Genomic DNA, 14,578 nt, shown 5'->3' with positions numbered 1-14,578 from the left:
TGAGATTGCTTTTTCACTATTTTCTTTGAATCATTTAACATCTCTTAATAATACACTTCATCTAGAAAAAGCGCATGTGCGGGAACTGTCTCGCCTGCTTGCTGTCTGACTTTCGTTTCAAAAATCGTATCGATCAAAGATAAATCAGCTTTACCTGAACCAATATCTAAAATCGTTCCCATTAAGATCCGTACCATTTTATACAAAAAACCATCTCCTACAAATGTAAAATGAAGCATATTGCCTTCTTGTTGGACCGATAATTCTTCAATTGTACGTACTGTTGATTTTTTTGTTTTTTTCAATGCTGAAAATCCAATAAAGTCATGTTTTCCTTCTAGTTTCCGACAAGCTTCTTCCATTTTCTCCAAATCAAGTGCCTTCGGATAATCAAAACTATGGTTTCTTTCAAACACTGTTGGAATCGGTGCATTCCAAACGTAGTAACTATATTTTTTCCCTTTTGCATTATATCTAGCATGAAAACGTTCAGGTACTTCTTCCACTTTTTTCACCACAATATCTCTTGGCAAATAACGATTGAGGAAATCCAGCATCTCCATTCGACTCATTGTACTAGCTGTTTTGAAGTTAGCTACTTGACCTCTGGCGTGTGTCCCAGCGTCTGTTCGACCAGAACCGATAATCTCAATCGTTTCACCGGTCATTTGCGAAATGATCGCTTCGATCTTTCCTTGGATCGTTTTTTCATCATTACCAAGTCGTTGCCAACCAGAATATCTTTTTCCATCATATTCGATCGTTAATTTTATATTTCTCATGTATTCTCCTTCTATTGGATCAAATGATCCATTGTTTTCATTTAGTGTCAGTATAGCAGATAACACCAGCTTCTTCTCAAAAAAAAACGCAATCCAGAAATTTCTCTGTTTTGCGTTTTTTTCTTTTATAATTTTGATCAACCTAAGAATTTGAAGACTTCTTCCCGGTCGTAAAGTTTTAAGACTTTTTCAAATACCAATTGCGTAAATAAAGCAGCCGCGACTGGTACGACGAACCAACAAATCAACACCATCACGATATTTAGTCCAGCATCTAATGAAGCAAGAGGGCCAACTAAACCAACGATCCCAAAGCCCGCAGAAGCTGGTGTTCCTGATACAGAGAAAAGTGCAACAGGTATCGCTGTGATAACCGCACTTACTAAACATGGAACTAAGATGATCGGTTTACGGAATAAGTTCGGCATCATCATCTTCATCGCACCTAACGCAATCGCAATCGTGACACCTGATTTATTGACACGCCAAGAATTGACGATCAACACAAAGGTTGTTGCTGCAACACCCATAGCAGCAGCACCAGCAGAGACACCGTCTAACTGGATTGCTAAACCAATCGCCACTGTTGAAATCGGTGAGATGATCAAAAAGGCAAATGAACAACCGATCAAAATAGACATCAAAAGAGGTTGCAATGTCGTGAAGTTATTGATACCTTCACCGATTGCAGAGGTGATCGCTGTCACATAAGGGAATAAATAAAACCCAATAAGACCTGCGCCCACACCGACTACGATTGGTGTCAATACGATTGCGACTGACCCAAAACGATCGCCGATCAATAGGATCAGACCAACAGCAATCGCTGCAGTAATCATAGTATTGATGATATCTCCTGTACCTGACCCTACATATACACCTGCTTCACCAAGGTCTGGCATAAAGCGGACAACACCAGAACCGACAAATGAAGCACCAGCTACTACCATCATTTGCATCGGATTAAACCCAAATTGTAACCCGATCAAACCACCAATGATCAACGGAGTCGCTAATTGGAAGATCACAGCTAGTTGTGCGATCGTCACAGCAACAGGATATTCACTGAAATACTTTAAAATAGCTCCTAAAACAGCATTTGGAATCAGTCCTACGATGATCCCTGTTGCTGTTCCAGCTAATACTTTGTTCAAAAAAATTCTTGGCGTTAATTTATTCGTCGTATCCATTTATTTGTTCCTCCTATTTCGCCTGTAAAATCTGTTCTTTTGCATGCACGAGCGCTGTCAAAAAGTCACAGTAAGGCGTAGCGATCCCGTATTTCTTTCCTTTACGTGAAATCGCACCGTTGATATAGTCGATTTCTGTCAATCGGTTGTTTTTGATCAAATCTTGATGCATCGATGGGAAATGCATACCGATCGTCTCAGGATCAAAACAAGTTTCACAGTGTGCGACTGCTTCTTCCACATCCAAATCAATATTTTCGGCTTTTGCTACTTGACCAAATTCATTTACGATAGCAACAACCATATCATGAGCCGTAGAAGTACGACCAAGTCCTGCCATGTTCACGTCTAAAATCGTACATAAGCCGTTCATTGTGCCATTGACACAAGCTTTACGATAGATCGAGTAATGGATATTACTTGAATACTTCGCATTCAAACCCGATTCAGCTAAAGTTTCTGCCAATTCTTTCGCAGCTTCTTCTTGTCCGTCTCCTAAGTTTTGTAGTTCTACTGAACCACTACCAAATAATTTCACACGTCCAGGACCTTCTAGGCCTGCCGTCCACATTGTATTACCAATAAAAATATTTTTCATTGGTACAAATTTTTCAATAATATCTTCATGGCCGATTCCGTTCAATAAACAAAGGACTTTTGTCTCATCTTTGATCATTGGACGAATATCTTCCAACATTTTTTCTAGTTGCATTGCCTTCGTGAATAAGACGATCAAATCAACTTTTTCTACGTCATTGATTTCTGATTGAAGAACGACTGGGATATCGACAACGATGTCCTCACCGTTAAAGTTAGCTTTCAATCCGTTTTCTTTGATCGCTTCTACATGGTCTTTCCAACCATCGATCAATGTCACGTCATTTCCACCTTTTTGCAACATGAGTCCAAACCGACTCCCCATTGCACCTGCACCAGCAATTGCTATCTTCATTTCTTTGTTCTCCCCCTTTAATTTGGTTATACGACGAATAAGCAAATAATTCCCCTTACGATCATTCAATCATTCACAATGTCCGCTAGTTATGACTGATTATTCGCTTGAAAAACTATTTTACTTGACTCATTTTCCCATTTCCTTTAATTTATTTCAAATAGCCTGATTGATTGCTCACAAACGTAAGCGTTATCTAATCATTTTAAGCCCAATTGGATGGGTTGTCGCACGACACTAAGGAGTATTATACACTAAAAACAGCCCGTTTTTTTAATATAACCGCGATTATTTTTCTTAAATTTAAAATCATAAGTGTTATATAACTAATCACATAAACTTGTGAACTAACACACGATCGTATTCTAAAAATAGTATATCTTGTATTTGGCGGACATACATTTCGCTAAAAAAATACCTATTCCTCTTATTCGACACAAAAAAGCAGCTGCCAGAAATGTTCTTTGGCTTGCTGCTTTTCATTACATCATCTTATCTATTTTTATCTTCAATCAGGGTGCCGCATCAATCGATTGATATGCACACCTAGATAGGTGACTTCCTCATTCGTGATTTCCTGTTGGATCATTTTCTGGATATACTGCCTTACTTTGTCTGCATTTTCCATCGCCAATGGATACAAGATACACATTTGTTGATATAGCCCATCATCTTGACCATCCAACATCTTATTCGCAAACAACCGTTCAACGAAAAAACGAACATGAGTAATAAAGCGACTATAATGGATCGAGTCTGGAGCAATGTCGATCCGAATCGAATATTTTACTAAGTTGACGATCCCACCAATCAGCTTTGCTTGCTTCATACTATCGGTTCCTTGACTTTCTTGAGACAATGAATTGATGACGTGAAAGGCGATATTTGCCGCTTCTTCAATGGGTAACTCCACATCGGATTTTTCATTGAAGATCATCAAGGCTTCCTCCGCTGCTTGATATTCCTCCGGATAGTAATTCTTGATTTCCCAGTATAAACGATTGGTGATGATGATCCCTTGGGTCATACGTTCAACTGAAAAATGTAAATGATCAGGTAATGTTAAATAAATACTAGAGTTCAACCGTTTCTCTAGTCGTTTTTCCATACTAGAGACCATTGCTTTCGTTAATTCAAAATAGGTCAAAGGAACTTCTTTGATCAAATCCAATAATTGCATGGCTTTGCCTTCATCATAGGGTAGATAGATTTCATCAATCGAATCATCCGAGATGATCTCCCCGGGCTTTTTGCCAAAACCGATCCCTTTTCCTAAAGCAATCATTTTTTGATGATTGCTGTCGATCAATACCACACTGGAGTTAAGCACCTTTAGTATTTTTCTCATGATACCCTCCTTCGATCCAGTTCACTCCTTGAGCGCATCGAACAGTTCCTTCACTTGATCGATCGACCATTCGTTCTAATAACTTCTTTATACCAGTAAAATGAATCTTTACGCAAGCGATCATAACTTCCATTTCCTTCATCATCCGCATCTACATAAATGAATCCGTAACGTTTTGACATTTGAGAGGTTCCGGCACTGACTAAATCAATAGGTCCCCAACTTGTATAACCAATCAAATCAACCCCTTCATCGATGGCTGCTTTCATCGCTTTGAAATGTGCAGTAAAATAGGCGATTCGATAAGGATCATGGATTTCATCGTCAATCACTTCATCAAAGGCTCCCATGCCATTTTCAACGATCATCAACGGTACTTGATAACGGTCATATAATTCTAGTAAAGAAATTTTCAAGCCTAAAGGATCGATTTGCCAGCCCCAATCTGTCGCTTCTAAATAAGGATTTTTAACACCCAAAACGGTATTCCCCGGTGTCCGCTCTGCCTTTGGATCTGCGGATTCACACATAGACATATAATAACTAAACGATAGGAAGTCTGCCGTATGTTCTTTCAATAATTCTTTATCACCAGGTAACATGTCGATCGTGATATGACGGTTGGCTAAGTCTTTCAACACGAGTGGTGGATACATACCTTTTACTTGAACATCCGCATAAAAATGATTGTTCATATTCTTTTTCAATGTTCGTTCCACATCTTCTGGTCGACTCGTCAACGGATAGGTCATCAATTTGGTCAACATACAACCAACTTGGCTACCAGGGATCTTTTCATGGCAATGTTTCGTTGCTAAAGCTCCTGCTACAAATTGATGATGTAACGCTTGATAGATAGCTGCTTCAATTTTGTCTGGTTCGATCGTATCAGTCAAAATCCCGGCAGTCGTAAATGGGTGTCTAAAAATACTATCCACTTCATTGAACGTCAACCAGTAATGAACATACTCCCCAAATTCATCAAAACAAGTATCTGCAAATCGAACAAAGTCATCCACCACGCTTCGTTGAATCCAACCGTTGCCTTTCATCGCTAATGCTAATGGCATCTCATAATGAGACAAGGTCACAATCGGTTCGATTCCTAAGCGCTTCATTTCTTTAAAAACTTCTTTGTAAAATGAGACACCTTCAGGATTAGCTGTCTTTTCATCCCCATTTGGAAAGAGTCGGGACCACGCAATCGACAAACGTAATGTAATAAACCCCATTTCTGCAAATAACGCTAAATCCTCTTTGTAACGATGATAGAAATCGACCCCTCGTCGTTTAGGGAACCACTTGTCTGTAGGGTCGGCTATTGCTTCTTCTACTTTTTCGATCGTCACACCTACATGAGCTGCGTAATCTTTGTTGTCTACATTGGGTTTGTAGGTTGCAACATCGGCCACAGATAACCCTTTTCCACCAATATTCCATGCTCCTTCTACTTGGTTTGCTGCAATTGCACCTCCCCATAGAAATCCTTCGGGAAAACCTGTTTGTGTCATATCCATTTTTCTATTCCTCACTTTTATTTTTTCATTTTGCTAAAGCAGAAATCATCAATAACTCAGTTTCGGGTGTCACTGATTGATTTTCTACTTGACGATCGATGTGATACTCCTTCTGATTGGTCACGACCACCACAACGACTGGATCAAATCCTGCTTGTTTGATTTTTTCAATATCAAACTCAAGTAAACGCTCGCCTGGTTGCACCATCTGCCCTTCTTGAACAAGGGCATGGAAACCTTCACCTTGTAACTTGACTGTATCGATTCCTACATGAATCAGTAATTCTACTCCGCTCACCGTTCGTAACCCGATTGCATGACCTGTCTCAAATAGCATGGTCACTTGTGCTTCTTCAGGAGAAAAAACAATACCTTCTTCTGGAATGACCCCGACACCTTCGCCAACCATCCCACTAGAAAAGACATCATCTGGGACTGTTTCAAGAGGAATCACTTGCCCTTTGACTGGGCTCACGATACCCCAAGTTCCTCCCCTACGACTCTCGTTCTCTTCTTGTGTGGTTGCTTCTTCTTGATCTTTAAAAAATACCAAGCCACCTACAAACGACACAACAAAAGAAAGAGCTGTACAGACGAATGCCCAGACAAGATTCATCGGTTGATCTGCACTGGCAAACATAGTGATACTCGCAATCCCTGGTCCAACCAATGCGAAAGCTTCTAAAGCCATGATTCCGGCAAATATCCCGCCGATGAAACTAGAAACCATCACGATACTCAATACCCTTTTGTGTAAGATCGTGACCCCATATAATGCGGGTTCAGTGATACCAAACAAAGCTGAGATTCCTGCAGAAATCGCTGTTTGTCGCAATTTCATATTTTTTGTCTTTAAACTTACGGCAAAACATGCACCAGATTCAGCGATATTGTGAGCCAAAGAAGCCGGTAAATAGAGCATCTCTTTTCCTAACTCTCCCATTGAAGAAACAGCATAAGGAATCATCGCTTTGTGCATACCAGTAACGACCATCAATGGTAGAACTGCGGCAAGTAAGCCTGTTGCTAACCAGCCTAATCGTTGATATAACTCGACGATCAAATACGAGAATGCGCCACCAACGTTATATCCTAAAGGGCCTAAAATCAGCAGTGCAACTGGAACAGTCACTAATAAAGCAACCATCGGAACAAAGAAAATACGAATCGGCTTCGGAGAAACCTTCGTGACATATTTTTCGACGATACTGTAAAACAACACCGTTAAGATTGCTGGGAAGACTTGAGAAGCATACGCAATATTTTCAATTGAGAACCCTAGAAAGGAGGTTCCGTCTGCTAGAAGAGTTGCCATCTCTGGTAAAAGCAAAGCACTCACTGCTGAAACAGCTACGATCTCATTGACTTTTAGCTTTCTTGCCGTCGTCATCGCAACTAAAATCGGTAAGAAATAAAGAGGCGCTCCTCCGATCAAATTCAATAGAAGGTAAGTAGATGAGTTTGCATCCATGACACCCAATAAAGATAAGAGCAGTAAAAGTGATTTTAAGACACCGCCACCTGCAATCGCGGGAATCAACGGTTGAAAAACTGAAATGATAAAATCAAGTAAAATTGTTCCAACAGGTTTCTTTTCTTTGTTTATGTTCTGATCTGCAGAGATTTCTCCGATCAGTTTGGCTAATTCGTCATAAACTTCCACTACTTCATTCCCAATGATTACTTGGAATTGAGCATTGCTACGAACACCGATGACCCCATCTAAGCGTTCTAACTCTTCACGATTTGTTTGTTTGACATCTTTCAACGTAAAACGAAGCCTAGTTGAACAATGTTCCAAATGAATGATATTTTCTTTTCCGCCAACGAATTGTAAAATATGCTTTGCTAAAGTTTGATAATCCATTTTTTCCACTCCTTCTTTCGTTTTCCTTTTTCGCTGCGCAGACAAAAAAGAAAAAAGCAGGCAAGACCATAAGAAATAACAACAAAGGATTCTTTGTGTGTCTTTCTTTAGGTCCTGCCTGCTTTACCAGTCACATGCCTGTTTTATTTACATTTACTATAACAAGTATTTTTTAAAATTGCAACCCCTTTCTTTTTATTCATTTAGCCACGGTTAAAAATCTCATAATCGATTTCATCGACTGATTTTGCCACTAGGATCGCTGAATACACATCAGAATTGACATTCAAAATCGTGCGCAACATCCCTACTAACCATTCAACACCAGTCGAATCAATCAATTTGTCATTAATTTTTATTGGTCATTCGCCACTCGCCACTCTAACTCGTCTAACAGCGGCGTATAATCCACTTTGGTAAAATCAGTCACATCGAATGTATAAAGCGTTCCAAGTTCAAAGTGTTCATACTTTCGATCATTTATAACAGCTCTAAATTCTTCTTTGGTGATATGATTGGTTCCTAACGATCGATCGTCCAACGTATCTCCATAATGATAATGGTCCATGATATAACTCAAATGACGTTCAGGATCACGATCTCTTTTATAACGTCGTTGCCATAGTACATCAAAGTCTGCGTGCAAGCGAATCGTGATCACTTCATAGCCATATTTTTTTGATAACGCTTCTAATGGTCCTTTTTGTTTGTCACTGAAAGGATACTCTGAAACAATCACTTTCTTCCCAGCTTCCATGTACAGTTCCAACGCCTGATAAAAGAATGGATACACCTTGTTTTTTTCTTGCTCTGCTCGTTCAGCTAAATTATCGAACCCAATTGATTCAGCGTAATACTCTTTGACTTCATCTAAGGTAAGACGATACATCGTTGGAAACCGTTCGAAGAGTCGTTCCATCAAATAGGTTTTCCCTGTCCCAGGACTTCCTGCCAAAAGAAGCAAATATTTTTTCATTTTAGCTCTTTCCTGCATAAATCTCACTTCCTGTATTCAAAAACAGTCCTATCTTGTGCTTAATGATCGATTTTACTGCTTCGTTGGCTGGGATCACATTGTGGCGTAATGATCGGCTGACTTCTGTTTCACTAAAGCTTTCTTTTGCTGTTTTCGTCCAGTTGACAAGTAGCTCTGTCCCAACATTGAATTTACGGATTCCATGGTTGATCAACTCTGGATAATCTTCCTCTTTCACTCCAGTACCGCCGTGGATGACCAAGGGAACATCGACTACTGCGTCGATTTCTTTCAGGAGTGGTAGATTGACTTCTGTTTTTGATTTGAATTGTCCATGATTTGTTCCAATAGCAATTGCTAATGCGTCTACTCCAGTTGCTGCTACGAATTCTACCGCATCTTCGGGTTTCGTATACACTTTATCATCTTCTGCCACATGGATTCCTTCTTCCGTCCCACCAATCGTCCCTAGCTCCCCTTCCACTGAGACACCACGAGCGTGGGCGTATTCAACGACTGCTTTTGTTTTCAAGATATTTTCTTTAAAAGGTAAATGGGAACCATCATACATTACTGAAGTATAACCGCTATCGATTGCTTGCTTGATATCAGAGAAATCACGCGCATGATCCAGATGAAGAACAGCATCCACCATTTCTTCTTCAGCGATCGTTTTCACTACATTGACTAAGACATTCATCCCAATATATTTCGCCGTATCCACACTTGTTTGGATAATGATCGGCGCACCCATTTCTTTGGCTGCCCGTAACATTTCCGGCAACATCTCCAAGTTATGCGCATTGAATGCGCCCACGGTAAAATTCAAAGCTTCTGCTGTTTTTGTTACTTCTTTTAATGTCGTATACATTTTTTATAGCCACCTTTATTCTTATTTATTCCCTGTAATCGTGAGTTGTTTAGCAATTTGTCGCATCTCGTCCATTTTCCCCATATAATGATCAATCCCTTGATCGTTCCCAGCTCGTGCAGCTTCTGCTCTTTTTGCATTATATAAAGACATCAACTTCTTGTACCCATCATTGATACTTTTCTTCAGTGATAAACTTTTCTCAAGCTGTTCGATTGCCTGATCGTTATCCCCTAACTCAGCGAGTTTTAGTCCTACTTGTTCAAAAAGAACCGCTCGTTGGTCTGTTTCTTCTGTCTGGTCGATCTCTTTCTTGAGTCGTTCGATTGCTGTTTGAAGTTCTTCTTTTTCTTCGCTGGAAAGCGTCTGTATTACTTCAGGTTGCTCTTTTTTCTTTTTCAAAAAACCAAACATCATGATCCCTACTTTCACATTAGAATGCTTTTAAAATCGGACTTAAGATCCAAGCGTAAAGTAGCGCTACCACTACTGTATCGACATCTGTCGCTGTCGCACTGACAAATCCCATTGAGTTAAAAATCGTTACTAGTAATGCTGGCAACAAGGTAATAAAGAAACCATGAGCGATCCCGCCAATGATTGCTCCTCGTCGTCCCCCAACTGCATTACCAAAAATCCCCGCTGTCCCTCCAGCAAAGAAATTCGTCAACATCCCTGGCAGAATCATCGCTAATCCAAACATCGGCAACGTAAACATCGCAATGACCGTACCGATCGTTGTTGTGATAAACCCTAAAATCACTGCATTCGGACTATAAGGGAAGAACACCGGACAGTCTAACGCTGGAATCGCATCAGGAACTAGTTTCATCGCAATCCCACGAAAAGCTGGAACGATTTCGCCTAGTAATAAGCGGACCCCTGAAAGTAATACGTATACACCCACCACAAACTGGATAGCTTGTAAAAAGGCAAACATGATGTAGTTTTGGCCCCCTGATAGTTCAGCCGCAAACGTCTCTCCTGCAAACAACACAGTCACGATATAAAGAGGTACCATCACCACCATGACCGATAGATACGTATCTTGTAAAAATTCAAAGTGAGCAGGCAATTTGATATCTTCAATCGATTTCTTGTTCTCGCCTTTTTCACCAAAAATTTTTGCCACCCCAGCCTCAAATAAATAACCGATCGTACAAAAATGCCCTAAAGCAATATCGTTTGAACCAGTGACCTTGCGTATGATTGGTTGCGCCATCGCTGGCATCGCAATAGCAAAAACTGCCCCAATGAAACCACCAACTAAAATCAAGACAATCCCACGTAACCCAGCAAAGTATCCAAATACAGTGGTCATCGTCGCCATCCATAAGATTGCTTGACCAGTCAAGAAGATATATTTCCATTTGGTAAACCGTGCCAGTAAAATATTGAAGACAAAAATAGCTAAAAATGTTAATGCGATATCTCTACCTAGACCAAGTTCATTCATTGCTTGACCATTGATTGCTTCAATTGACGGGATGATTCCTTCCATTTGGAACCCTTCGGTAAAAATTTGCCCAAAATACGTCAAACTACCGACGATGATACTCGAACCCGCACTTAAAACTTGAAAGCCTAGCAATGTTTTCAATGTACCCGAAATAATTTGACCCGTTGATTTCTTTTGCAGGATCAGGCCTAGCATCGCAATCAAGGCAATCGTGATCGATGCTTGAGTCAAAATATTTTCGATAATAAAATTGATAACGCCCATGTTTTCTCCCCCTATTTTTTCTTGATTAGATAGCTCCCTTACTTTGTAAAACTGGTGTTAACTTCTCTTCGATCTCAACTTTTGAGACGATATTTTTCAAGTAAATCATGGCTGTTGTCGGATCAATGGTAAATTTCTCAAATTGTGAACGAAAATTCTCTGCGGTAATGATCACATCCGGTTTCATCGAAACGGCCGAAGAGATATCGCAGTGATCCAGCTTAGCTGCTACTCCTAATTTATTCAATACATCCTCGGCTGACATTTGAGCGGCAAAACTACTTCCTAGTCCTGCGCCACATACAAATAAAATATTCAATTTGTTCATTCCACTCTCTCCTTTTAGCTACTTAAATAGTCGTTTTTTAAATGAATCTACATTAGGACTTTCGATCAAACGAGTCAATTTCGTTTCGTCATTGATCAACTCGATCAACTCCTTCATGATTGTCAGATGGGAATATGAATCCACCGCTGCCAAGCAGAAAATGATTTTAACCGGATCCATCTCTTCATTGCCAAAATCAACTGGCTGACGAATTGTCGCGACACTCACCCCTAACTTATTGACGCCATCTTCTGGTCTGGCATGGGCTAATGCCAGATGCTTGCCAATAACGATATAGGCGCCATACTCTTCTACTGCACGAACCATCGCATCAACATAACTTGACTCAACGATATTTTCTTTCAACAATGGTTTAGCCACTCGTTCAATCGCTTCTTGCCAATTGTCTACGTGTTCTTGGATCAATATATGATTATCTGTCAAAATGTCTTTTAGCATTGGTTGGATCTCCCTTTTATTGATTTCTAAATGATTTTGCTCAAATAATGTTTCTAATTTGGTGTAGATTGGCCGATCGATCTTGCCTCCACTTTCTTCCACGATCCGCAAGACGTCGGTAAACAATTTTGTTTGCCCACTCTCTGTCGGAATCAGTCGTTGGACCTTTTGGTGAGCATTTAAAAAATCTGCAATGATCGGACGATTCGCATCGGTTAAAATAGGCTCCAACACAAGCAGCGGTTTGTTCTGATCTGATAATTGGAACGTACTGAAAATCAAGTCGACATCTAACTTATCCACCAACTCCGCTTCTTTAGAACTTAATACCGCGACAACTTCAATTTGTGGGAACTTCTCTTTTAAATTTTCTGCTAATAGATTGCCTGTTGCCAATCCATGGTGACAAACCACCACTGATTTATACATGTACATGACATTCTGTTTGATCGTGCTAGCAATCGTCGAAAAATGGATCACTAGAAAAGCAAGTTCATCTTCGATTATCTCTCCACCAATGACTTCCTCGATCGTTGGGACAAATAATTCAACTGCTTCATAGATGGGGCGGTAATTGGCCCGAATATTTTCTTTCAAAGGATTCGTGACTTGGATTCGATGTTTGATGCGAATGATCAAAGCCGTCATATGTTTATAAAGGTTTTCACACAGGATTTCTTCTTTTAAGTGAAATGGGATACGGGTCTGTTCCTCGACGAACTGGATCAGTTGGATCGTCAACAGTTGGGCTTGGACCCATTCCAACGAATTACTGATATCTTTTGAACTGAATGTCTCGATCGTAAAACGGAGGTAGTTTCTTTCAACCGGTGGAACGTCTGTCAAGCGAAACTCAACGATGACTTTTTCAATAAAATCAGTGAAACCGTCTTTTTTTTCGTTACTATTTTTCCAATTGATGGCTGCAATAAGTTCATGCTTTCTGACTCGCTGGACCCAAATCATCGTAAACAGCAACAGTTGATTTTTGTAGATATCATCTTCTTGTCTGATCATAGTATCTGTATAGATGGCTTCGAGCTTTGCAATCTCCGAAGATGGAAAATACTGTTGGAAAATTCTTTGAACTGCAGTGATTTTCGTACCATTTCTTGCTGAAAAATCAATTCTTCCTAGATTCTTATTGATCAAGTCATAAATCATCGTGCGGATGGAGCGCTCCGCTCCTTTATAGACTAATCCCTGTCTACCAAAACTCACGATCTCGATACCGTATTTGATCAAATCCGCTCGCAAACGACGCATATCTTCGTCCATCGTACTTTTCGAGATCATGAATGCTTCTTCCTTACGATTCAAATAAACTGGCTGTTGCTCATAAGCAATTGATAACACTAAATCAAAGGTCCTCTCGTCACGATTCAACAACTCCTCTTGATAAGTCACCAATGCTTCTGCCAGTCTTTTTTCTTCCTCATCGCTTAAACGCAACAGAAACCCTTGCTTACGAACCGTTTGGATTTCTCCCAACTGATTGACTCGCAGCCAACTATTGGCATCCAGCACATCTTGACGAATCGTTCGTTGACTGACTTGATACTCTAATGCTAATTGTTCCGCTTTGATTGGATAATGATATGCGCTAAATCTTTGAAGTAACTCAATCGTTCTCGTTTTCATATGATTGGATTTTCCTTTCTGAACCAAGTATATGTTGGCGCTTCCAAAATAAAAAGTAGAGATTTCTGCCAATTAAGTTGGCAAAAAAGTAAGAACGCCTGGACTAATTTTTCAAGCAAGAAAGTAGCAGATGTACCTACTTTCGAGAAATAAGCCGCACAAGTCGAAAATAGTCTCTCCTATTTTTGGCTTGCGCGGCTCATTTTCTGAAAAAAACCTTCAGGAAGCTCGCTTATTCGATTGTTTAGAAATAACCATTTCGCTCAACCAAACAGCTATTTTGTCACTCGTTTTAGTTGGTTGATACCTACTGATACGATCGTTAAATAATTGAAGAAGTAACTCAACCTTTGACAAAAACCTAGTTTATCTAATAGTGGAAGGTGATTCAGCACTGGGATCCTTGCCAGTCCGTAAATCATCGCACTCAGCAGACTCAAGCTTATTAAGACGATATACATTCGACTGATTGGTTGATTCGCTTCTTTTCGATAGAGCAATAAAGCAAAAACCGGAAATAAAAGAAAGCCACTATAGCCTAAACTAGAACCAACATTATGTACCCACGTTGAGAAATCCCACGAAGTAGCTTGGGTGTTAAGACTAAACAATCCTGTAAAAAGGCAATCGCCTATCGCATAGAAACCTAGTGAAACAACCAACCATTTCGCTAAATGAGTAGATACTTTTTCAAACGAAGCATACAGCGCAGGTAAGGATAAGCTAAAAAAGATGCCTGAAAAAACAGAACAAACAAGAAAGAATGTTCTCACTGGACTTGTGACGTCACCGAATACACTGATTGGTAGCCTCAGTTGATCTAAGCCTGGATAGAACAAGCCCAAAATATAAGGTGTAGAAAAATCACTCAACACTCCTAGAAATAAAAAATAAAGCCCATAACGTCGTAAAAAAACCATGTAC

13 protein-coding genes and 1 pseudogene are annotated in these 14,578 nt (G+C 39.9%); all 14 read right to left on the bottom strand.

The genetic code is table 11. The features are described 5' to 3' along the window. Positions 1-44: 44 nt before the first annotated feature. A complete protein-coding gene (gene truA, locus IGJ14_RS01420) occupies positions 45-782 on the bottom strand; it encodes a tRNA pseudouridine(38-40) synthase TruA (RefSeq protein WP_074799635.1) in 738 nt (245 codons plus the stop codon). 137 nt (positions 783-919) lie between these two features. After that, complete coding sequence (locus IGJ14_RS01415; RefSeq protein WP_071866187.1) at positions 920-1,972, bottom strand: PTS transporter subunit IIC; 1,053 nt, start codon at positions 1,970-1,972, stop codon at positions 920-922. Positions 1,973-1,985: 13 nt separating this feature from the next. Continuing rightward, positions 1,986-2,924 (bottom strand): 2-dehydropantoate 2-reductase, encoded by a 939-nt coding sequence (locus IGJ14_RS01410; RefSeq protein ID WP_019722895.1) that lies wholly within the window; start codon positions 2,922-2,924, stop codon positions 1,986-1,988. A gap of 508 nt (positions 2,925-3,432) precedes the next feature. Continuing rightward, positions 3,433-4,272 carry a PRD domain-containing protein gene (locus tag IGJ14_RS01405; protein ID WP_071866185.1) on the bottom strand — a complete coding sequence of 280 codons (840 nt, stop codon included), beginning with the start codon at positions 4,270-4,272 and terminating at the stop codon, positions 3,433-3,435. Between the two features lie 50 nt (positions 4,273-4,322). Then, on the bottom strand, positions 4,323-5,783 hold the full coding sequence (locus IGJ14_RS01400; RefSeq protein WP_071866226.1) for a glycoside hydrolase family 1 protein: 1,461 nt from the start codon (positions 5,781-5,783) through the stop codon (positions 4,323-4,325). A 31-nt stretch (positions 5,784-5,814) separates the two neighbouring features. Continuing rightward, complete coding sequence (locus IGJ14_RS01395) at positions 5,815-7,656, bottom strand: beta-glucoside-specific PTS transporter subunit IIABC (protein WP_071866184.1); 1,842 nt, start codon at positions 7,654-7,656, stop codon at positions 5,815-5,817. Positions 7,657-7,859: 203 nt separating this feature from the next. Further along, positions 7,860-7,982: pseudogene (locus tag IGJ14_RS01390) on the bottom strand (dicarboxylate/amino acid:cation symporter); the annotation flags it as partial. 29 nt (positions 7,983-8,011) lie between these two features. Then, the gene (locus IGJ14_RS01385; RefSeq protein WP_430608189.1) at positions 8,012-8,632 is read right to left on the bottom strand and encodes an AAA family ATPase; all 621 of its coding nucleotides are present in this window, start codon (positions 8,630-8,632) and stop codon (positions 8,012-8,014) included. Between the two features lies 1 nt (position 8,633). Then, a complete protein-coding gene (locus tag IGJ14_RS01380) occupies positions 8,634-9,503 on the bottom strand; it encodes a class II fructose-bisphosphate aldolase (protein WP_019722889.1) in 870 nt (289 codons plus the stop codon). A 21-nt stretch (positions 9,504-9,524) separates the two neighbouring features. Beyond that, on the bottom strand, positions 9,525-9,917 hold the full coding sequence (locus IGJ14_RS01375) for a hypothetical protein (protein ID WP_019722888.1): 393 nt from the start codon (positions 9,915-9,917) through the stop codon (positions 9,525-9,527). A gap of 19 nt (positions 9,918-9,936) precedes the next feature. Next, positions 9,937-11,226: a PTS sugar transporter subunit IIC gene (locus tag IGJ14_RS01370; protein ID WP_029593985.1), complete on the bottom strand. Its 1,290-nt coding sequence runs from the start codon at positions 11,224-11,226 to the stop codon at positions 9,937-9,939. 25 nt (positions 11,227-11,251) lie between these two features. Then, positions 11,252-11,554 (bottom strand): PTS sugar transporter subunit IIB, encoded by a 303-nt coding sequence (locus tag IGJ14_RS01365; protein WP_066025878.1) that lies wholly within the window; start codon positions 11,552-11,554, stop codon positions 11,252-11,254. A gap of 18 nt (positions 11,555-11,572) precedes the next feature. Next, a complete protein-coding gene (locus IGJ14_RS01360) occupies positions 11,573-13,654 on the bottom strand; it encodes a BglG family transcription antiterminator (RefSeq protein WP_430608186.1) in 2,082 nt (693 codons plus the stop codon). 275 nt (positions 13,655-13,929) lie between these two features. Continuing rightward, the gene (locus IGJ14_RS01355; RefSeq protein WP_195273728.1) at positions 13,930-14,574 is read right to left on the bottom strand and encodes a DUF998 domain-containing protein; all 645 of its coding nucleotides are present in this window, start codon (positions 14,572-14,574) and stop codon (positions 13,930-13,932) included. Positions 14,575-14,578 lie beyond the last annotated feature (4 nt).

Origin of the sequence: Enterococcus sp. DIV1304_2 (genome assembly GCF_050555445.1) — a bacterium.
Classification (GTDB): domain Bacteria; phylum Bacillota; class Bacilli; order Lactobacillales; family Enterococcaceae; genus Enterococcus_B; species Enterococcus_B pernyi.
Note: the sequence above shows the minus strand (reverse complement) of the source record. Positions and strands in the feature narration are given on the sequence as shown.